Raw genomic sequence first — 19,455 nt, forward strand, 5'->3', positions numbered from 1 at the left:
TGCGTCTGGATGTAACGATAGAGGCCGGAGCGATCGGGAAATATGAGCGAATACTGAGTCGCGCCCAGGACAATGCTGTGCTCGACGGAAAAGGCCAACGGAGGGGCGAAACCAGGAAAATACTGCGGTGCCGGGCAGACAATACTGCGGGTCGCCGGCGCGGCGCGCGGCCTTATTCAGCGGACGCGACGAGCCGCCAGGTGGTGCCCCGGCGCGCACCGGCGTGCAGTTGCAGCGAGCCGTGCATGAATTCGGCCATGTGCCGGCAGACGAGAAAGCCGACCTGATTGCCGGCTTCGACGACAGGGAGTGGCGCGGCTGTCCCCGCCGAAGGCTCGATGTCGATCGTGAGGCGATACGCGCCGCCCGGCACCATCGGAGCGACGGTGAGATGAATGTCGACCGTGCAGCCCGGACTTTGCAGCATTTCGCGGCGCACGAGCAGACGGGCGAGATTGATCATCCGGCCTCGATCCAGCAGCGCGGACACCGTGGCGTCGCCAGTCACGCGCACGGTCAGCGTGCAACCGTAACGGCGCGCGTCGGCCTGTTCCGCTTGCGCGGCTTCGCGCACGAGATCGGCGGGACGCGCGGGCGCCTGTTCGAGCGCCTGCTCGCCCTGCTCCAGCGCGATCAGATCCTTCACGTTGCGCGTGAGATGCTCCACGCGTGGAATCGCTTCGCTCAGGCGCGAGGCAAACGCGCGCTGCTCCGCCGTTGCCGTGCCGCTGTCGAACATCGCGGCTGCCGTCTCCAGCAGTCCGGCGAGCGGCTGCATTTCGTCGCAGAGTGCGCCCAGCAGGCGGCCCATGCCTTCCGCGACGCCGGCCGCGTTATCGCGCTCGATCGACAACGCGCGCAGCATGTCCTCGCGCCCCGTGACGTCGATCGTGCCGACTACCATGCCGAGCAATTCGCCGTCCGTGCCGCGATACGGCGTCGCCCAGCTATGCAGCATCGCGCGACGACCGTGCATGACCACTTCGCGATCGGTGCGCGCGGGCGTACCGAGCGACACGCGCGCACGGTAGCGACGTTCCAGTTCGATCGCGGTCTCCGCTCCGATCGATGGAAGATCGCTGAAACGCGTACCGGCAACGGCGTCGAACGTCGTGTCGTGCAGTTTCAGGAAAGCGTCATTGCACGCAACGAGACGGCCATTGAGATCGCGCACATGCAGCGGCAACGGCGTGCCGTCGAGCATCGCCCGCAGCATCGAAACGTCGTGCTCGCTCGCCTGAAACGTTTCCGTCGGCGCGATCCCGGCGCGTGCGGATTCGCCGAGCAAGCCGGCCTTGCGCGCAATATCGGCGAGTTCGACCAGCGATTCCGCATTGAGCTTGCGGCGCAGATGACTCCGATGCGCACTCACCGTCTTCTCGCTGATCGACAATTCCTGAGCGATGGCGATGTTGGGAAAACCGCGCGCCAGATAAGTGAGAATGCTCAATTCGCGCGGCGAGAGCACCGAGAGCGGGCCGGCGGAATCGACGCGTTTGCGCGTGCCCGCGAACTCGGATTCGAACGCGGGAAAATAGCGGTGTCCCGTGAGCACGCCATTCATCGCGCGGCGCAATTCGCCCGGCTCCTCCTGTTTGCCGATGAATCCGTCCGCGCCCGCCTCATAGCAGCTCTGGATGAAATGCGCGGCCGTTTCTTCGCCGTACAGCAGGATTTTCGTGCGCGTGCCTTTCGCCCGCAGACGCCGCAACACTTCCACGCCGCTGATCTTCGGCAGATGGGTGGCCAGCACCAGCAATTCAGGCTCGACCTCGCGCAGCAACTGCAACGCCCGCTGCCCGCTCTCGGCCTCTCCCGTCACCTGATGGCCCGCCGCGCGCACCAGCTCGCTGAGCGCCGCGCGTTCAACCGGTTGACCGCTCGCTACGATCACGCTGGCCATGCTGCTCCTCCAGGTCGCTGTCTCCGTGCTCGATTCTATGACCGTTTCGCAAAATCGCCCCACTCGCTGAGCGCGAACACCGCGAATGTTGCAACGTTAGCAATCGATGATTAGTTCGTTAAACTGATTGTTTCATCGCGTTGAATGGCGATGCCATGCAAGCGGCATGTTTTAGGCCACTTAGCTTCCCTCTCCAGCGCCGCTACGGCACCATGGCTGAACGTGGTCACGCAGACCGCGCCACGGAGAGCCTGCATGACGTTCCAGTCGCTTTACCGATCCACGGCCGCCCGTGTTCGCGCGGCGTATCTGTACCTCTTTCGCTGGCTCGGCGAGCATCCGTTCGTGCTCGGCAGCGCCGGGACGTTCGTCGGCTTCGCCATCGTCGCGATCGCCTTTATCGGTTTTTCGCAACAACGGCAGCAAGCGCTGCAAAATGCGCAACGAACCTCCACCATGCTGACCGCGCTGATTTCGAGCCACCTCGAAACCAATCTGGGCCTGTACGACCTGATTCTCTCGGACGCCGTCGCGTCGATCCGCGATCCACGCACGGCGACGCTGCCGCCCGACCTGCGCCGCACGGTGCTGTTCGGCCGTATCGCGGGCGCGCTTTATATCGACGGCGCGCTGTACGCCGACGCGCGCGGGCACGTGGTCGATTCGCAGGACGGGCGCGCCTACCCGAATGTGAATCTCGCCGACCGCGACTACTTCCGCGCCCAGGAACGCAGCCGCTCGCAGGGCATGTACATTTCCGATCCGTTCCGCTCGCGCGTCAACGACGGCCAGTATGCGATCGGCCTGTCGCGCCGTATCAGCGACTACGAAGGCGAGTTCGGGGGTGTCGTGCTGCTCACCTTGCGGCTCGCGTATTTCCAGCAACTGTTCAATCGCATCGACGTCGGGCCGAACGGCAACGTCTTCATCATGCTCGACGACGGCACGCTGCTCGCGCGCAAACCGTATTCCGATTACGACGTGGGCACGAATCTCGCCTCGCAGCGCCAGATCGCGCCCATGCTGAAATCGAGTTCGGGTTCCTTCGTCGCGCGCGACGATGAGGACGGCACGACGCGCATCTACACGTATCAACGCGTGCCGCACGCTTCGCTGACCGTGGTGGTCGCGCCCGCGCTCGACGACACGCTCGTGCGCTGGCGCGAGCGCGTCGCCGTTTACGAACCGACTTCGATTGCGTTCGGCGCGTTCGTCGCGCTTTCGTCGTGGCTGCTCGCGTTCGGTTTGCGCTCGCGGCTGCGCGCGGAATCGGAACTGAAACGCCTGTCCGTCACCGATGCGCTCACCGGGCTGTCGAACCGTCGCGCGCTCGATCTGCGGCTCGTGGAAGAATGGCAGCGCGCGCGCCGCGCCGAGCAGCCGCTTTCGATCCTGTTTATCGACATCGACCGCTTCAAGCTGTTCAACGACTTCTACGGTCACGCGGCCGGCGACGAAGTGCTCGCCGCCGTGGCGCACGCCATCGGCGCGACCGTGCAGCGCGCGACGGATATGGTGGCGCGTTACGGCGGCGAGGAATTCGCGGTGGTGCTGTCCGGCACGCCCGCCGATGGCGCGTGGAAGATCGCGCAGCAGATTCGCGAGAACGTGGCGGCGCTCGGCATCGCGCATGGCCATAGCGAGCACGGCTCGGTGACCGTGAGCGTGGGTTGCGCGACCTGCACGCCGCGCGAGGCCACCGGCGCTCACGCGCTGTTGCGCGCCGCCGACGAGGCGCTCTACGCCGCCAAGGAAGCAGGCCGCAATCAGGTCAAGGCAACGGTGTTCGAAGGCGCGCCGCCCGATCCGCGCGATTCGTTGATCGGCAACAGCGCGAACTGAACGTCGCGATCAAATAAAAAAGCGCGCCCGGGAGCGCGCGTGGCCGTTGGTCCGCGTGTTTGCGTATTTGCATATTCGCGTGACTTTGCGTCGATCAGTGCGACGGCACCGGATCGTCGTTGAGCGTTTTGAGGAACGCGATGATGTCGTGGATTTCGTCCGCGGTCATGGCGGGCTTGTCGCCGAACTTGCGGTCGAACGGCGCATCGGCCACATCGATGTTCTTCTGCAGATCGGCCGGCATGTCGTCGTATTTCTCGATCTTGCCGTCCGCGCCGCGCGGATAGAACTTGCCCGGATCGGTATTGCGCTCGTTGTAGAACGCCATCACGCGGTCGAGGTCGTGATAGATGCCGTTGTGGAAGAACACCGTGCGCGAGGCCGAGTTGCGCAGCGTGGGTGTGAGGAACATCCCGCAGTATTGCTGCTGGTCTTTCATGTCGGCACGGAACGGACCGCATACGCCGAGATCGTAGAACTTCGGATCGCGGTTCTGCGCGAGCGTGCGATTGCGCGGCACGCCGAGCGCTTCATACTGGTAGTCGGTGAACATCGGCGGCAGACCGTCCTTGCCGGGCTTCGAGAGGTGGCAGCCCGCGCAATTCGCCTTGTCCGGATCGTTGAAGAGACGCAGCCCGTGCAGTTCGGCCTGCGAGAGATGCGCGCGCCCTTCGAGCCAGCGGTCGTACTTGCTGTTGTACGGATGGAACGACGGATCTTCCACCTGATAGCGCGAGATCGCGAACATCGCTTCCGACACGGCCATCTTCGGGTTGTCGAAGATTCGGGATCCGAACAATTCGTTGAAGTGCTTCGCGTAGGGCGCATTCTTCAGCTTCTGCGCGACGCTGTCCACGTCCTTGTTGGCCATTTCCACCGGATTGAGCAGCGGGCCATAGGCCTGCTGTTGCAGCGTGTCGGCGCGACCGTCCCAGAACAGACCGCCCTGCGGCACCATTTCCACCGACGTCGACGCGCCGCCCGCAGTCTTCTGCGACTTCACGACGTTCGCCGATGCGGACGCCTGCTGCTGCACCGTGGGCGCATCGTCGTTTTCACCGGCATCGGGACCGATGCTGAAATTGGGCTGGCGATACAGATACATCAGCGAAGGCGGCGGACGATAGCCCTGCTGCGTCATCGCGAGACCGCCCTTCTGCACGTCGAGCCCGTTGGGCGGACCGTATGCGTGATCGGGGCTATGGCACGAGGCGCAGGACTGCTGGCCCGAGCCCGAGAGCGAAGGATCGAAAAACAGTTGCTTGCCGAGCTGCGCCATCGCCGAGAGCGGCGCGACCGGCGGACGCTGCAGCACGACAGGATGCGGATTCGCGCCCGTGAGGTTCTCGACGACTTCGCCGACCGCCTCGGGCACATGTGCGGGAAACGCCACGGCGTAGGCACAGAAGCCGAGGCCCGCGACCAGCACGGCGGCGGCGGCGCGCAGCACGAGGCGCGCGGGACGCGTCGACGTGCGCGGCGCGTGTGGCTCGGGCGAAGGAGAAGACGGAGTGGGCGATGCGGAAAGCTCGGACATGATGCGTTCTTCGTGGCGTTCTTCGTGTTGGCGCTGAAACGCCGAATTGCCGTGAGCGCTACGGGAGCGCATGCACGGCAAGCGGGTCAGCGATAGTCATCCCGTCATCTCGACATCGCTGGTTATCGGATGTCGTCGATGGCGGGCAAACGCGGCGCGAGGCTGGCAGCTCACTTGCAGCTCAAGCCTCGCGCCGCCGCTCGATTTACATCGCCGGTGCGGCGCTCAGCTGCGTGCCGAGCGTTCCGTCGAGGTACAGGGGCGACGTCACCGCCGTGCCGGTCGTGTTCAGCATGCCGCGCAGGTCGCCTGCCGCGGCATCGAACGAGCCGCCGCCGAGACGCGCGCCGCCGAGCCAGTTGTCTTCGATGAAACGCACCACCGAAGCCTGGTCGATGAACGTGTGGTCGACGTAGTTCGTCTTCGCCCACGGCGAGATCACGAGGAACGGAATGCGCGTGCCCGGACCGCAGCGGCCGTTGACCGGCGAGCCGTTCACACCCGTCGGCTGCGTGCCCGTGCCGCACACGCCGCTGCCGTTGAGCTGGTCGGCGCTGGCGAGCGACGACCTGACCGGCGCCATGTACTGATGGTCATACCAGCCGTCCGAGTCGTCATAGGTCACGACCACGGCGGTGTTCTTCCAGTCCGGCTGCTGCATCAGGAAGTTCACGACCTTGGTGACGAACGCCTGCTCGTCGAGCGGATCCGAATAGCCTGCGTGCGCGTCTTGCGCGGCCGGCGCCTTCAGGAAGCTCACCGACGGATAGTTGCCCGCCTTCACCGCAGCGAAGAAGTCATCCGTGTCGTACTGGTGGTTCGCCGGATCGAGCGTCTTGCCGTCCGCTTCGAGCGTGCTGCCGATCACGGCCGTCGAGCTCGGGCGCAGATGCTGCGGGTTCGACGTCGACTTGAAGTACTGGAACCAGTTGTGGTGCGGGATGTAGTCGGCCGTCGCCGCGTTCACCGCCGTCGCGATCGTGCTGCGCTTGCAACCCGTCGTGCCGTTCGAGTTCACGGTCTGCAGGTTGAAGCCGCCCATGAAGCCGCCCCACGTGATCTTCTGCGCGTTCAGCAGGTCGCCGATGTTCTTCGCGTTGATCATGCCGGAGTCGGTCGTGCTCGAGCAGGTGTCGTAGCCCGGATCGACGTCGTTAATCATCGTCAGACCGCCTGCGCCGTCCTGGATGTAGTACGACGAGGTGGTGGCCGTGGCCGGCTGCTTCGACGTGTTCACGAGTTCGAGGCCGTTGGTCTGGCCCGACACGACTTCGAGCGCGCCAGGCGTCGACGGACCGTAGGTCGTCGTCCAGGCGTTGTCGCTCATCGCGTACTTCTGCGCGTAGTTCCAGAGCGCCGTGACGGTGTTGCCGTCGTAGAAGCCCATCACCTGGCCCTTCGTGCCGAAGGCGCCGGCGCCGCCGCTCGTCGCGTTACCCGTGTACTTCGGGAACAGGTCGAGCGCGCCGTTGTCGCCGGCTTGCTGCTCGGCCGTGTAGGCGTGGTTCTGGTCGGCGGTGGCGGCTTGCGTGCGGTCGAGGCGGAACGGATTGGCCGCGTCCGTGCCGTTGGCCGTGTTGGTGAAGTTCGGGTTCGACGTGAGCAGCGTGCCCGTCAGGCCGTTGATCGACGGCGTACCCGAAGCGGCCGTAAACGACGGCTCGCCCGACGGATTCGTCGCGCTCGGATAGGTCGCGAAGTAGTGATCGAACGAGACGTTCTCGCCGTAGATCACCACAAGGTGCTTGATCGGCGTGGCAGTCGTGAGTGCGTCCTGTGCGGACTGCGACGACGTCGTCGAACCCGAGTTCGAATTGCTGCTGCCGCACGCGAACAGTGCGGCGGCAATGCCGACGCACGGCACGGCGAGTAATGCTCGGCGGTACATTTTTGTGGGCTCCATCGATTTTTCGAGTTGGTTTTAGAGTCCTGCTCGACGCGTCGAATACGTGTGGGCTTGCTTTCGCGCCGATCAGGTTTCACCGGGTTAATGCGCCAGACATCAGGGCGAGCGAATTACAACACCACAACATGACGTGACAGCGACCATTCAATTTCCTTAAGCTTTCACTACATTTCAATGCCGAAAGAAATGGGAAGAATTGGCGAAATCCTGAAAGACGGCCGGGTTTTGCACTCTCGCGTGCGCGCGCTATAACTGAAGGGCAGCGCGGACGTTCTCTGCGCGCCCGCTCTTCCCTTCTTCTTGCGCCGCGCCGTGCTGCGCCGCCCTCCGCCTGGCGAGGGCGCGCCACGGTGTAAGCAGTCAGCTAACACGTTCGGCAGCCCTGGCGTTGTGCCGGCATCCCGACTCCACCTGAATGCGTACGGCGCAGTGGCGCGTGCCGTGCGCGCACGCCGCCCTGCACCGCGTGTGCGGCGGCGCATGAAGAAGGAGTGTCGAAATGAAAATCCGATTGGCGATACTCGCCGTGTGCGTGAGCGTCGTGGCGGCCGGCACGCCGCGTACGTCGCTGGCCCGGGACGAAGCGGTGCCGCCGGAAAGCACACATCGCACCCTGCTCGACGACGCCAATGCGTCCGCTCAGGCCGCGACCGACATGTCGTACGGCGGCACGGCCGACACGCGCAGCGCGGCCGGCCAGCGCACCGGCGGCAAGCCGTGTCTGCCTCGTTCGCAGTGCGATCTATTTTTCGGACAATGAAGCGCGCGCGTTGCGCAACGCGCTTGTCAATCAACGAACAATGAAGAAGATGTACACCGACGCGCGCTTTTCGCCCCGTATTTCAGGGGCTAAAGCGCGCGGCTCACTTTTCATCGGATATTACTGCACGGCCGCCTGCAACAAGGCGGCGACGCGCTGGATCGGCCCGAGCAGTTCAGGCGCGATGGCGTAGAGCGGACCGAGCGTCTGCGAGACATCGCGGTAATCGACCACCGCGTGGCCCTCGTCGTCCTGCCAGACCACGAGGCGCAGCGGCAACTCGAGCGCCGCGTGTGCATTGGCGGCCATGATCGGCGTGCCCGCTTTCGGATTGCCGAAGAGAATCAGCCGCGTGGGCCGCAATGCGAGCCCGACGAGCGACGCCGCCTCGCGCTGGTCCACGTCCGCGAACACGGTGGCGCCCACGCCGTCGAGCGCCCTTTTGAGTTGCGCGATGGTCGTATCGAAATCGTGGGCGCTTTTGAACGACACCACGGACGATGGGTGCTGCCGATGTTCGGTCATGACCTTGGCTCCCTGATGAGCGGTGATGCGCGCGATAAGGCGTGCGTGCTCACGCACTGTAGTGCATAAACCTGACGGCAGGGGAAACCGTGCGGAAACGGCCGGGGACCGGCGCGCAAACGGCGGGGACACCGCGATCAGAGCATCGGCTCGAACTGCGCGACCTGCTGGGCGAAATGCTCTTTTTCCTCGGCGCTCATGCCCGAGCGTTGCGGCAGCGCAACCGTGAGCGGATTCTTCGGCACGTGATCGACGTGCACTTCGTAATGCAGATGCGGTCCCGTCGCCCATCCCGTCGACCCGACATAACCGATGACTTGCCCCGTGCGCACCTGCGCGCCCGCGCGCAGCGACTTCGCAAAACGCGAGAGATGCGCGAAGGTCGTCGAATAGTCGCCGAAATTCTTGATCTTGATGACGCGTCCATAGCCGGTCTCCCAGCCCGCGAACGTCACGGTGCCGCGCGCGGTTGCGTGCACGGGCGTGCCTGCGGGCGCGGCGAGATCGACGCCTTCGTGCGCCGCCCAGCGATGCGTGACCGGATCGAGCCGATTTGGCGAGAACGCCGACGACACTCGCGTATAAGCGAGCGGATAGCGCGTGAACGAAGGCGCATTCGACTGGCCGTCGGCGCCGTAATAGAACGCCTTGCCGTCGAGATTGCGATAGAGGAACAAGTCGTGCGACGTCTTGCCCGTGGAAATGCGCACGGCGAGCGGGAGATCGTCGTCGGGACTCGCGGCAGTGCTGGCGCTCGTGGCGGCTACCGGTTGTGACGACGACTGCGCATTTGTCTGCGTATTCGTCTGTGCATTCGCATCGGCCGGCGCGTTGTCGTTGCGAAACACGAAGCGCACTTCGCTGCCGGGTTGCAGATCGCGGCGAAAATCGAGTCGGCCCGCGAGCGCGCGCGCGAGTTGCGCGGCGGTCGCCGCGTCGACGCCCAGTTTGGTCGCGGCTTCGGAAAAGCTGTGCGTAACCTGGGCCGTTTCGACGCGATAAGCGGGCGCGGCGGGCGGCGTGCTTGCAGCGGTCTGGGCGGATTGCGTGGCAGTCGCGGACGCGCCGTCGCGCGTGGCATGAGCCGGGATATCGTCGGATGCGTGCAGCGATACGTCGGCGCTTTGCGTGGGGGCCTGGTGCATGAGCCATGCGGTGCAGGCCGTGCTCATAGCGGCGACGATGAACGCTTTACCCGAGAATCCCGTAGATGTCGACAAGACGAGTTTGGGCATCTGCTGGAAACGGAATGCTGGCGAAAAGCCGCGCGCGTGACACACGACTTTCGATGTGACACCGGCCACCCTTGCGGTGCCGATGGGCGAAAGGCCCGAGGCTATCCAGGCTTTCTTAAAACAAACTTAAAAAAGTTCGATAACGTTATTCCCCTTATTTTTTCGGTATTTATTTCTGAATTATTGTTCGCGTGCCACGAAATTGCGGCAATTATTTTATGGCCCCGTTTCAGGCGGAACGGCCCTTTCGGGCCGCTCGCGCAATGCATTTTCCACCCCACGCTGAATCGCTATTGACCCTTGGTATCGCTGCTGGCGTCTGCGCCAGGCGTATTCGTGGTGTCGTTCATGGGCTTCTTTGCGTGGTGCGACTTCGTGCTGTGATGCTTCGTCGTGGCATGCGCCGACGAGGCCGGCTGGCGCTGGTCCATGTTCATGTTCTGCGTCGAACCGCTGGCGTCGCCGCCCGCGCCCTGCGCACCCGTGCCGTTGCTACTGCTGCCGCCGCCGTTGCCTTGCGCGAACGCGGCGCCCGACATCGTCGCCATGGCGACGACCAGCGCCGCCGCAAGTGTTTTCTTCGTCAACATAGCTTGGACTCCTGATTAAATGAAAATGGTCGATCTACCCGAATGAAAAACGCAGACCGACAAACACGTGTCGATCACACGCTCACGACCGTTAGCGCACGAAGCGTGCCGTTGGCGCGGCTGATTTATCCGCATCGTTATTTGCATCGTTATTCGCATCGGCTGGCCGTGTTGCGGCGGCACGGCGCTTGCGCTCTTTCCTATGCGTCTTTCCGCTACATCAAGCGGGAAATATCGGCTATTTCAGGCAGGAGCGCGTCATGAATGCATGGATCAAGGCAGCGGAACTGGGAGCATTGCCCGCTTCGGGCATGACGCGCGTGAAGATCGAAAACGAAGCCGTCCTGCTCGTGCGCGACGGCGAATGCCTGCGGGCGTTTCAGGCGGATTGTCCGCACGCTGGCGCGCCGCTCGAAGCCGGCGCGCTCTGTAATGGCCGCATCGTCTGTCCGTGGCACAAGGCCGTATTCGCCGCCGATAGCGGCGCGTGGCTCGAACCGCCCGCGCTGGGCAGCCTCAAGGCGTGGCCCGTCAAGGTGGAGTCGTCGAGCGTATTCATCGATCTGCAGCCCGGCGCGCCGGCGGCGACCGTCGCGCGGCGCGGCACGCCGCAACGCTTCGCGATTATCGGCGGCGGTGCGGCGGCCGCATCGGCGGTGGCCACGCTGCTCGACAACGGTTTCGACGGCGAGTTGACCGTCTTCTGCGCGGAGCCCGAAGCGCCTTACGACCGCACCTGTCTGAGCAAATTCGTTCCCGCAGGTGACATGCAGCCTGACGACGTGCCGCCGCTTTTGTCCGAGGAAATAACGCGCGACGAACGTCTGCGCATCGAGCACACCGCCGTCGTGCGCTTCGACACGGCGCTCAAGCGCGTCACGCTCGCCGATGGCCGCGAAACCGCATTCGACGCCGCACTGGTCGCGACCGGTTCGAGCGCGCGTCGCCCCGACCTGCCCGGCGCCAATCTCGATCGCGTGTTCACGCTGCGCACGTTGCACGACGCGAAGGCGATTCTTGAAGGCATTGCACCCGGCGAGCACGTCGTCATGCTCGGCGACAGCTTCATCTCGCTCGAAACCGCCTCGGCGCTGCGCAAGCGCGATGTACGCGTGACCGTCGTCACGCCGAGCGGCGTGCCCTTGCACCAGGCGCTGGGCGCGCGCGTCGGCAGCCTGTTTCGCGACTGGCACGAGGCGCACGGCGTGACGTTTCAGCGCGCGAAGGCGCTGCGTCTGGAAGGCCGCGAATGCATTGAATCGATTCAACTCGACACTGGCGAGAACTTGCCCGCGCACGCGGTCATCGCGGGCGTGGGCGTGCGCCCCGCGACGCAGTTGCTGGCCGGACTGAAGCTCGATCACGACGGCGGCGTGAGCGTCGATGCGACGATGTGCGCCGCGCCGCGCGTCTACGTGGCCGGCGATATTGCGCGCTTTCCGCTTGCCGACGGCTCGGGCCTCGCACGCACGGCGCGCATCGAGCACTGGCGCGTCGCGCAGCAACTCGCGCGCGTGGCGGCACTCAACATGCTCGAACGCGAGGTGCGCTACGAAGGCGTGCCGTTCTTTTGGACCGAGCATTTCGGCCAGCGCGTGGATTATCTCGGCCACGCCACGCAATGGGACGATCTCGACATCTCCGGCAACTTCGCGGAAGGCCGTGTTCGCGCGATCTATTCGCGCCTCGGCCACGTCCAGGCCGTGCTCGCCTGCGGTTACGATCAGGCGACCGCACATCTGATCGAACGCATGCGCGAACCGATTACGGCCGATATTGCGCGCGCCGTACTCGGCGGCTGATCCCGGCCTGATCCGCTTTCTGCGTTTCGATACGCCGCATTTATAACGGCCGCCGCGTGTTTTAGCACGGTTTTTACGGCGCGCCCGCTACGATTTCCTCCGTGGTTGCAGCTCCTGCAACTTTTGCGCATCGCGCGTCGACGGAGGGTTCATGACGGTATTCACCTGGGCGCAAGCACCGCTTGCACGCTCGGCGTCGCTGGCCGAGATCGAGTGCCGGCGTGCGCGGCGGCGGCGTCTCGATGCGATCGCCATGACAGGCGTGGGCGCAGCCGTGACCTGCATCGCGCTGGGGTCCGCCGTAGCCGGTCTCGCGCTCTGCGTGGCCGCGCTGGCTCCGTTCGTGTTCGTGCGCGACTGAGCGCCCTGTCTGCGTCGAGCGCATTCACAAAGTCTCCCGAGGTTTCCGTGCTCAAACTGCTGATCCCCATCTTCGACCGGCACGGCGCCGCCGAAGCCGCGCGCCACAGCGCCTTTCTGTTCGCCGAGCATTGCGTCAGCGAAGTCGAAGTCGTCGAAGTGCTGGGCGACGCTTCGATCGACCGCAGCAGCGCATTCTGGTCGCCGGCCGAATTGCGCGAACGCTACCATCGCTCGATGAGCGACGCACTCGCGCGAACCTGCGCGATTCTCGACGACGCCGGCGTGCCCTACACGCGGCGCAGCGTGTTCGGACCGCCCGCTCGCAGCATTGCAGCATGCGTGGAGTGCGCGAGCGCCGATATCGTCGTGGTCGACGCGAGCCGTCTGGGCTTTCTGCGCAAATGGGGCATGCTCGCGCAACTCCGGCGGCTGTGCGCCGCACCCGTCACGCTGCTGCAATGAGCCAAACAATAAATACGCGTAGCGACTCACCATGCACCACCCCGGCACCTCGTTTCGTCACACGTCGACGCCGCGCCGTCGCGCGGTCTTGCGCCTCGTCGTCCTGATTCTGCTGATCAACCCGATCCTCACCTGCGCGTTCGCCTTTGTCGCGCGCGGCAGCCATCCCGATCTCGCGCTCGGCCTCACCACCCTGTTCTGCTTCATGACCTGCGCCGCATTGAGCGTCTGGATTCGCTCCGACGCGCACCACGCCTGGCGCGACGCGCGGGCGAGTGGCTTCGTCGAGCCGCGCGCCATCGCGAGCGGCCGCACCGTGCGCGTCAGCAGCGAGTGCCCGCGCCGCTGGCTTGTGGAATTGCATATTGGATTGCAGGGCGGGATCGCGGCGCGCGGACCGTGGCAGCCGCGATCGTTGCGCTAATCCGCACAGTCGGCGCCGGTTTTGCCCCGATTTTCGGGGCCAGCCGGGGCCGAGTGTTGCAAATCGACACACTCACGCCGTTGCATTCCCGATGGAAGCGCGTATGATTAGGGATAACCCTTAGGTACATACCCCAGCCAAACGAGGACATCATGGGCGCAGTGATTATTGCAATTTCGTCGAATGTGGCTCGATTTCTTGAAGCAGCACGCCGTCTCGGCACCGTGGCGCTGAATCGCCACCTCGAATACTGCGAACTGCTCGCCGAAGCGCAGCGTCGCAGCTTCTAAGAAGCGCAAGCTTCGCGGCAGACCGTCGTCTGCCTGACTCTGCGCGGTCGCCGCATCCAGCGCGACCGCGTCGGCCGTTGCTACGCCCATGCGTGGCCTCCGTGCGCGCTCATCGCGCAAGACGCCGCGTGCATGCTAGCCGGCGGCCTTCGCCACGCGGCTTTTGCCGGCGATCGCCAGAAACCGGCTCAGCGCGGGCGTTTCGCGCGCCTCGTGCCAGACCAGCCAAAGTTCGGCGCGCGCTCCACGCGCCGCCAGCGGTCGCGCCACGATCCCGGCGCCCGCGAGCCGCGCGATCTCAAGCGGCACGATCCCGAACCCCAACCCGGCCGCCACCAGGCCGATGATGCTGCCCACGTCCGAGACCTTCCACTTCGGTTGCAGCTTCACGCCCGCCTTGGCCGCGAGGTCGGTGACGACGCGCATCGTGCCGACGTCGTCGGGATCGGGAAAGCCCACCATCGGCTCCGTCGCGAGCTTCGCCAGCGGAATCTTTTCCAGCGCGGCGAGCGGATGCCACTTCGGCAAGATCACCACCAGTTCCTGACTCGAATGGACGCGATGGCGCAGCGGCGCCTCGGCGGCCACGGGCGCACGCACCAGCGCGACATCGAGTTCGCCCGCTTCCAGCGCCGCGAACAGCGTACGCAGGTTCTCGTCGCGCAACTCCAGTTCCACATTCGGATGCGTCTCGCGCATGGCCCGCAATTGCACGGGAAAGCTGCGCTCGAACATCGCCGACGCGACATAGCCGATCGCCAGCGTGCCCAGTTCGCCGCGCGCAGTGCGCCTGACCGCGTCGATCGCGTGACCGTGCAGCGCGAGCAGTTTCTGCGCTTCGGCGCGAAAGGCCTCGCCCGCCGCCGTGAGGTCGATGCCCCGCTTGCGGCGATGAAAGAGGCGCACGCCGAGCGCCTCTTCAAGTCCCTTGATCTGTTGACTGAGCGCGGGCTGGGCCACGCCGAGCTGTTCGGCGGCGCGCGCCATATGCAGCGTCTCGCAGACGGCGAGAAACACCTGCAGGCGCCGCAGCGATGCGGAAGTGAGTAAAGAATCCATACGCCGCAGCCTATCAATCCCGCGCTTCGATGTATATCGATCTTTTGGCTAAACGTGGGGTGGGCTCGCGAACGGATCAGGCCGCGCCGTTGCCGAACGGATGAACCGGTGCGTCGGTGGCTTTCCAGGCGTAGCGGCGCAGCAACTCGCCATAGCCGCCGCGGATCACGAAATCCGCGCATTTGTCGGCGTAATCCGCGCGACGCAGATGGTACGCACGCGGCAGGTTGTACCAGGCGAGCGACGGCAGGTCGTGATGAACGAGGTGATAGTTGTTGTTCAGAAACAGCAGCCGCATGGCCGCGCCCGCTTCGTTGATCGCGATGCGCGCCTTTGGGTCCGGCGCGGCGCGATGTTCGTATAACGAGCGGATGGTCGCGAGCGACAGCGCGGGCCACGTCACGGCGAGCAGATAAAACCACCACGGCACGCCTGCCCAGTGTTGCAGCGCGAACAGCAACGCAGCGACGCACGCGCCGTGCACGATCCACATTGGCGCATAGCGGCGGTCGCGCGTGCGCAGCGCTTTGAACGCGGCGGCCAGCACCGCGGCGGCGCTCATCGGCGGGCTCACCACCATTCTGCCCACGAAGCTTTTGCGCGCGTGCCAGAGCGCACGACGCCACGCGGGCCAGCGTTGCCACTCGCCTGCGGGCACATAATTCGTTTCGGGATCGAGGCCCGGCAAGGTGAGCGCTTCGTCGCGATGATGTTCGAGATGCGCGTCGCGATAGAGCGTGTAGGGAAACCAGATCGTGAGCGGCGCGAATCCCAACAATTTATTCAGGAATGCATATTGTGTCGGATGACCGTGCAGCAATTCGTGCTGCATCGACATATGCCAGGCGCACAGCACAGCGAGCAGCGGCGCGGCGGCGTGCAGCGAGAGCGCATGATGGCGCACCATCAGCAGCGTGGCGAACCAGCCGCCGTACACGCCCGCGATCAGCAGCCATGTGGGCCATTCCGTGCGCGCCGCGAAGCGCGCTTCGAGCGCGGCAACAGCCTGCGCGTGTTCCGCGTCGAAATATTCCGCCATGTCTGCCGCCTGCCACTTCGCCCACAATGAGGCTGCAGTATAAGGACGCGCCGCGCGGCGCTCCAATAATGGATTTGCACATCGTTATGACGTTCGCGCATGCAACGCGATATGCGGGTCGGCAGATAAGCATCTGACGATATCTTGGTTAGGCCGACGCTAAAACGGATTTAAGGTGACACCTCTCGCGCGAACAATCGGCGTTCAATGGGTGTTCAATGCGCGCAGCCATTCGCAAATAGCGTCATTCAAAGGCAGACCACACGATGTCGAACGATCAACACGACGACCACCGCGCCAACGGCGCGCGTCGACAGCTTCTGAAAGCCGCTGCGGGCGCGGCCACGCTGGCCACGATCCGTAGCGCGGCCGGCGTCGGCGCCGCCTCCGCATTCGCGCTGCAAAGCGGCGCGGCGCGCGCGCAAGGCAACAAGGTGCTGCGCGTCGGTTTTCAGAAGTACGGGAATTTCGTCGTATTGAAAGCGCGCGGCACGCTCGAAAAACGCCTTGCGCCGCTCGGTTTTTCGGTGCAATGGCTGGAATTCCCCGGCGGTCCGCAATTGCTCGAAGGCCTCAATGCGGGCGCGGTCGATGTCGGCACGGTTGGCGAGACGCCGCCGATTTTCGCCCAGGCTGGCGGCGTGGATTTCGTCTATATCGCCAGCGAGCCGCCCGCGCCGAAGGGCGAAGCCATCGTGGTCCCGCAGGATTCGCCGATTCGCACGGTCGCCGATCTGCGCGGCAAGCGGGTGGCCTTGAATAAAGGCTCGAACGTGCACTATCTGCTCGTGAAAGCGCTCCAAAAAGCGAATCTCAAGTACGAGGATATTCAGCCCGTTTATCTCGCGCCCGCCGATGCGCGCGCCGCGTTCACGAGCCGCAGCGTCGATGCCTGGGTGATCTGGGACCCGTATCTCGCCGCGATCGAGCGTCAGGCCAATGCGCGCACGATCGCCAACGGCGAGCATCTCGTCGACAACGTGCAGTATTACCTCGCGACCCGCAAGTTCGCCGATGCACAGCCGCAGGTCGTGCGGGCGCTGGTCGACGAACTCGTCGCCGTGGATAATTTCGCGCGCGACAACATTCCGGCGGTCGCCGCGCAACTGTCGCCGCTGGTCGGCCTCGACACGGCCACGCTCGAAGTGGCGCTCAAGCGCGCCGGTTACGGCGTGCGCCCCATCGATGCCGCCACGCTCGCCTACCAGCAACAGATCGCGGACACGTTCACCGAACTCAAGCTCATCCCGCGCAAGCTCGTGGTCGCCGACGCACGCTGGCAGACCACCTGAGCGACTTCGCACCCAGACGCCCGCCGCGTGCAGGACAGCGCGGCCGGGCGCGGTCCAGCTCAGCTTGGCCCGGCGGTCCGCCCGTCACCGCCCGTCACCCCGACCACCGGACAGTTCCCGTCCACCCGCCACCACGCCGTACCGGCAGACACTCTGCCATCTGTACCGGTACTGTACCGAAACACGCAGCTAGACTGGCTCCATCCTGATCGATACGATCGCCCTCGCTTTACCGGAGCCCTCGCCTCATGCTGCCCGACATGCTCAGCGCCCTGCCCGCCGGCATGCTGTTCGTCATCGTCACGACCATCACGCCCGGCCCCAATAACACCATGCTGCTCGCCTCGGGCGTCAATTTCGGCTTCCGGCGCACGGTGCCGCATATTCTCGGCATCAGCGCGGGCGTCGTGGTGTTGATGCTCTCCGTGGGTTTCGGTCTGGGTCAGGCGTTCCGCCACGTACCCATGCTCTACACGGCACTCGAAGCCGCGAGCGTGGCGTATCTGCTGTGGCTCGCGTGGAAAATCGGCACCTCGGGCGACCTCAAGATGAAAAGCGGCGAGCGGCGTCCCATGCGCTTTCACGAGGCCATCGCGTTCCAGTGGATCAACCCCAAGGCGTGGATGATGGTGCTGACCGCCGCGACGACGATCCGGCTGTCGACGGACTTCGGCATGAATACCGTCGTGATGGCCGCGTTGTTCTATGTGATCGGCTTGCCCTGCATCTGCGTGTGGGCTGCGTTCGGCACCGGCATGCGGCGCTTTCTCGCCGATCCGCGCCGCCTGCGCGCATTCAACATCGCCATGGCGCTGTCACTCGTCGCCTCGATGTATCCGCTGCTTGCGCATCTCGCGCATCTTGCACAAAGCTGATCGCCTCGTCAGGATCCCTTAGAAGTTTCCGCTGCTCGCGCGCTCGATAAAACACCAGAGCGCGTCGTCGAGCGAGTACGGCGCATTGAAACGGAACCAGGAACTGGCCGCGTCGTCGGGACGGAAATACGAGCCCGGCGCGAGCCAGATGCCGTCGCGCAGCGCGGCCGTCGCCAGCTCGCCCGCCCGCGCGGCCTCCACCGGCAGCCGCACCCAGACGAACAGTCCCGCGCGCGGCCGGCAGAACGGTTCGAGCCCGAGCGCGTCGATGCGCTCTTCGAACGTCGCATGCGCAGCCTTCAACTGCTCGTTGACGATTTCGACGTGGCGCGCGTAACGCCCTTCGAGCAGCACCTTGTCGACGATGCGCTCGATCGTCTGCGAAGACGTGAGTCCGACCGCCATCTTCGCGCGCGCGAGTTCGCGCAGCACGTCGCGCTCCGCGACGACGTAGCCGCAACGCAGCGACGGCGTGACCGTCTTCGAAAATCCGCCCACATACAGCACGCGCTGCAGCCCTTCCATCGCCGCGAGCAGCGGCGCGCCCGGCGGCGCGAGTTCCCGGCTGACGTCGTCTTCGACCACCCACATGCGCTCGCGCTCGGCGATCTGCAGCAGGCGGAACGCGTTCGCCATCGTGAAGCTCGCGCCGGTGGGATTTTGCAGCGTCGTGTTCACGAAGATCGCTTTGGGCCGATGCGCGGCGATCTGCTGTTCGAGCGCGTCGAGATCGAGCCCGGCAGGCGTGCGCGGCACGCCCTGCACCGTCAGCCCCGCAAGCTTGAGAATCTGCAGCAGATTGCAGTAACCCGGGTCTTCGACCAGTACAGTGTCGCCGGGCCGCAGCAGCGTGCGCACGATCAGATCGAGCCCCTGCGTCGCGCCCTGCGTGAGCAACACGTTGCCGACCTCGACCGGCAGCCCCTGGCGATCGAGTTGCGCCGCCACCCGCTCGCGCAGCGGCGCGAAACCGTACGGATGGCCGTAGTCGCCCAGACGCACCGCCGGCACGCGACTCGTCGCGCGCAGCGCATGGTGCAGCCCCGTTTCGTTGATCCACTCGCCCGGCATCCAGCCGCAACCGGCCTTGATCGGCACCGAGTGATCGGCGAACACATCGGACAGCAGCCAGGTGGCGGCGAGCGCAGGCGGCTGCCAGCCCGCCGCGGCGGCGCGCGGCGCCTCCGCGCGTTGCGCCACACGGTAGCCGGAACCGCGCCGGGCCACCACGAGTCCCATCGACACGAGCCGGTTATATGCTTCGGTCACCGTATAGGTCGACAACTCGTGCGATTGCGCGAGCTGACGCACCGAGGGCAAAAGCGCGCCCGTGCGCAGCGTGTGCGCCTCGATCGCCCGCGCAAACGCGCGCACGATCTGTTCGACGAGCGTCGTAGCGGCCTGGCGGCCGCGTTCCAGTTCGATTTCGATCATAAGGTGGCGAGGACTGTACCCTGCCGTGCCGAGTACAGACCAATACAGTTGGGACAAATTGTCCAGCACAGTTATCAGCGCAGTATAGAGACTGTATCTGCCGCGCTTCAAGCCCTG

The 19,455-nt window shown here is 65.1% G+C and carries 18 protein-coding genes; 8 read left to right on the plus strand and 10 right to left on the minus strand.

Translation table 11 applies throughout. The features are described 5' to 3' along the window. Positions 1 to 172 precede the first annotated feature (172 nt). On the minus strand, positions 173 to 1,903 hold the full coding sequence (locus tag G5S35_RS16205) for a LuxR C-terminal-related transcriptional regulator (protein ID WP_183039207.1): 1,731 nt from the start codon (positions 1,901 to 1,903) through the stop codon (positions 173 to 175). A gap of 255 nt (positions 1,904 to 2,158) precedes the next feature. On the opposite strand from G5S35_RS16205, the gene G5S35_RS16210 reads away from it, so the two are divergent. Continuing rightward, positions 2,159 to 3,745 (plus strand): GGDEF domain-containing protein, encoded by a 1,587-nt coding sequence (locus tag G5S35_RS16210; RefSeq protein ID WP_065058914.1) that lies wholly within the window; start codon positions 2,159 to 2,161, stop codon positions 3,743 to 3,745. Positions 3,746 to 3,839: 94 nt separating this feature from the next. Here G5S35_RS16210 and G5S35_RS16215 read toward each other — a convergent pair whose 3' ends face one another. Together G5S35_RS16215 and G5S35_RS16220 are read right to left on the minus strand one after the other, a co-directional pair. Next, positions 3,840 to 5,282 (minus strand): cytochrome-c peroxidase, encoded by a 1,443-nt coding sequence (locus G5S35_RS16215; RefSeq protein ID WP_183039208.1) that lies wholly within the window; start codon positions 5,280 to 5,282, stop codon positions 3,840 to 3,842. Positions 5,283 to 5,487: 205 nt separating this feature from the next. Continuing rightward, positions 5,488 to 7,170 carry a phospholipase C gene (locus G5S35_RS16220; protein ID WP_065058915.1) on the minus strand — a complete coding sequence of 561 codons (1,683 nt, stop codon included), beginning with the start codon at positions 7,168 to 7,170 and terminating at the stop codon, positions 5,488 to 5,490. A 517-nt stretch (positions 7,171 to 7,687) separates the two neighbouring features. Between G5S35_RS16220 and G5S35_RS16225 the strand changes: the two genes are divergently transcribed. After that, positions 7,688 to 7,948: a hypothetical protein gene (locus G5S35_RS16225; RefSeq protein WP_074985735.1), complete on the plus strand. Its 261-nt coding sequence runs from the start codon at positions 7,688 to 7,690 to the stop codon at positions 7,946 to 7,948. A 120-nt stretch (positions 7,949 to 8,068) separates the two neighbouring features. On the opposite strand, the gene G5S35_RS16230 is transcribed toward G5S35_RS16225, so the two are convergent. The 3 genes from G5S35_RS16230 to G5S35_RS16240 form a co-directional block, all read right to left on the minus strand. Continuing rightward, on the minus strand, positions 8,069 to 8,473 hold the full coding sequence (locus G5S35_RS16230; protein WP_065058917.1) for a DUF302 domain-containing protein: 405 nt from the start codon (positions 8,471 to 8,473) through the stop codon (positions 8,069 to 8,071). Between the two features lie 137 nt (positions 8,474 to 8,610). After that, positions 8,611 to 9,618, minus strand: coding sequence for a M23 family metallopeptidase (locus tag G5S35_RS16235; RefSeq protein ID WP_237181423.1), 1,008 nt, complete (start codon positions 9,616 to 9,618; stop codon positions 8,611 to 8,613). A gap of 380 nt (positions 9,619 to 9,998) precedes the next feature. Next, positions 9,999 to 10,298, minus strand: a complete 300-nt coding sequence (locus G5S35_RS16240) for a hypothetical protein (RefSeq protein WP_082991784.1) — start codon at positions 10,296 to 10,298, stop codon at positions 9,999 to 10,001. Positions 10,299 to 10,558: 260 nt separating this feature from the next. Between G5S35_RS16240 and G5S35_RS16245 the strand changes: the two genes are divergently transcribed. From G5S35_RS16245 to G5S35_RS16260, 4 genes are all read left to right on the plus strand, one after another. Beyond that, positions 10,559 to 12,100, plus strand: coding sequence for an FAD-dependent oxidoreductase (locus G5S35_RS16245; RefSeq protein ID WP_074985740.1), 1,542 nt, complete (start codon positions 10,559 to 10,561; stop codon positions 12,098 to 12,100). Between the two features lie 151 nt (positions 12,101 to 12,251). Beyond that, entirely contained in the window at positions 12,252 to 12,461 is a 210-nt protein-coding gene (locus G5S35_RS16250) for a hypothetical protein (RefSeq protein WP_065058920.1), read from the plus strand. Positions 12,462 to 12,508: 47 nt separating this feature from the next. Beyond that, the gene (locus G5S35_RS16255) at positions 12,509 to 12,925 is read left to right on the plus strand and encodes a universal stress protein (RefSeq protein ID WP_065058921.1); all 417 of its coding nucleotides are present in this window, start codon (positions 12,509 to 12,511) and stop codon (positions 12,923 to 12,925) included. 31 nt (positions 12,926 to 12,956) lie between these two features. After that, entirely contained in the window at positions 12,957 to 13,349 is a 393-nt protein-coding gene (locus tag G5S35_RS16260) for a hypothetical protein (RefSeq protein ID WP_065058922.1), read from the plus strand. A 107-nt stretch (positions 13,350 to 13,456) separates the two neighbouring features. On the opposite strand, the gene G5S35_RS16265 is transcribed toward G5S35_RS16260, so the two are convergent. The 3 genes from G5S35_RS16265 to G5S35_RS16275 all read right to left on the minus strand — a co-directional run bounded on the left by G5S35_RS16265 (position 13,457) and on the right by G5S35_RS16275 (position 15,737). Further along, positions 13,457 to 13,729, minus strand: coding sequence for a hypothetical protein (locus tag G5S35_RS16265; RefSeq protein ID WP_146230020.1), 273 nt, complete (start codon positions 13,727 to 13,729; stop codon positions 13,457 to 13,459). 45 nt (positions 13,730 to 13,774) lie between these two features. Further along, entirely contained in the window at positions 13,775 to 14,698 is a 924-nt protein-coding gene (locus G5S35_RS16270) for a LysR substrate-binding domain-containing protein (protein WP_124261770.1), read from the minus strand. 76 nt (positions 14,699 to 14,774) lie between these two features. Then, positions 14,775 to 15,737 carry a fatty acid desaturase gene (locus G5S35_RS16275; RefSeq protein WP_080180446.1) on the minus strand — a complete coding sequence of 321 codons (963 nt, stop codon included), beginning with the start codon at positions 15,735 to 15,737 and terminating at the stop codon, positions 14,775 to 14,777. A gap of 266 nt (positions 15,738 to 16,003) precedes the next feature. Here G5S35_RS16275 and G5S35_RS16280 point away from each other — a divergent pair, with 266 nt between their 5' ends. Next, complete coding sequence (locus tag G5S35_RS16280; RefSeq protein ID WP_065058924.1) at positions 16,004 to 17,029, plus strand: sulfonate ABC transporter substrate-binding protein; 1,026 nt, start codon at positions 16,004 to 16,006, stop codon at positions 17,027 to 17,029. 248 nt (positions 17,030 to 17,277) lie between these two features. Beyond that, positions 17,278 to 17,904 carry a LysE family translocator gene (locus G5S35_RS16285; RefSeq protein WP_065058925.1) on the plus strand — a complete coding sequence of 209 codons (627 nt, stop codon included), beginning with the start codon at positions 17,278 to 17,280 and terminating at the stop codon, positions 17,902 to 17,904. A gap of 18 nt (positions 17,905 to 17,922) precedes the next feature. On the opposite strand, the gene G5S35_RS16290 is transcribed toward G5S35_RS16285, so the two are convergent. Next, entirely contained in the window at positions 17,923 to 19,338 is a 1,416-nt protein-coding gene (locus G5S35_RS16290) for an aminotransferase-like domain-containing protein (protein ID WP_074985745.1), read from the minus strand. Positions 19,339 to 19,455: the final 117 nt, after the last annotated feature.

Source organism: Paraburkholderia tropica, assembly GCF_014171495.1.
In the GTDB taxonomy this organism is placed as follows: Bacteria; Pseudomonadota; Gammaproteobacteria; order Burkholderiales; family Burkholderiaceae; genus Paraburkholderia; species Paraburkholderia tropica.

Coding starts and splice junctions, on each gene's coding strand:
- G5S35_RS16205 (WP_183039207.1), bottom strand. CDS start 1,903: ATGGCCAGCGTGATCGTAGCGAGCGGTCAACCGGTTGAACGCGCGGCG.
- G5S35_RS16210 (WP_065058914.1), top strand. CDS start 2,159: ATGACGTTCCAGTCGCTTTACCGATCCACGGCCGCCCGTGTTCGCGCG.
- G5S35_RS16215 (WP_183039208.1), bottom strand. CDS start 5,282: ATGTCCGAGCTTTCCGCATCGCCCACTCCGTCTTCTCCTTCGCCCGAG.
- G5S35_RS16220 (WP_065058915.1), bottom strand. CDS start 7,170: ATGTACCGCCGAGCATTACTCGCCGTGCCGTGCGTCGGCATTGCCGCC.
- G5S35_RS16225 (WP_074985735.1), top strand. CDS start 7,688: ATGAAAATCCGATTGGCGATACTCGCCGTGTGCGTGAGCGTCGTGGCG.
- G5S35_RS16230 (WP_065058917.1), bottom strand. CDS start 8,473: ATGACCGAACATCGGCAGCACCCATCGTCCGTGGTGTCGTTCAAAAGC.
- G5S35_RS16235 (WP_237181423.1), bottom strand. CDS start 9,618: ATGCACCAGGCCCCCACGCAAAGCGCCGACGTATCGCTGCACGCATCC.
- G5S35_RS16240 (WP_082991784.1), bottom strand. CDS start 10,298: ATGTTGACGAAGAAAACACTTGCGGCGGCGCTGGTCGTCGCCATGGCG.
- G5S35_RS16245 (WP_074985740.1), top strand. CDS start 10,559: ATGAATGCATGGATCAAGGCAGCGGAACTGGGAGCATTGCCCGCTTCG.
- G5S35_RS16250 (WP_065058920.1), top strand. CDS start 12,252: ATGACGGTATTCACCTGGGCGCAAGCACCGCTTGCACGCTCGGCGTCG.
- G5S35_RS16260 (WP_065058922.1), top strand. CDS start 12,957: ATGCACCACCCCGGCACCTCGTTTCGTCACACGTCGACGCCGCGCCGT.
- G5S35_RS16265 (WP_146230020.1), bottom strand. CDS start 13,729: ATGGGCGTAGCAACGGCCGACGCGGTCGCGCTGGATGCGGCGACCGCG.
- G5S35_RS16270 (WP_124261770.1), bottom strand. CDS start 14,698: ATGGATTCTTTACTCACTTCCGCATCGCTGCGGCGCCTGCAGGTGTTT.
- G5S35_RS16275 (WP_080180446.1), bottom strand. CDS start 15,737: ATGGCGGAATATTTCGACGCGGAACACGCGCAGGCTGTTGCCGCGCTC.
- G5S35_RS16280 (WP_065058924.1), top strand. CDS start 16,004: ATGTCGAACGATCAACACGACGACCACCGCGCCAACGGCGCGCGTCGA.
- G5S35_RS16285 (WP_065058925.1), top strand. CDS start 17,278: ATGCTGCCCGACATGCTCAGCGCCCTGCCCGCCGGCATGCTGTTCGTC.
- G5S35_RS16290 (WP_074985745.1), bottom strand. CDS start 19,338: ATGATCGAAATCGAACTGGAACGCGGCCGCCAGGCCGCTACGACGCTC.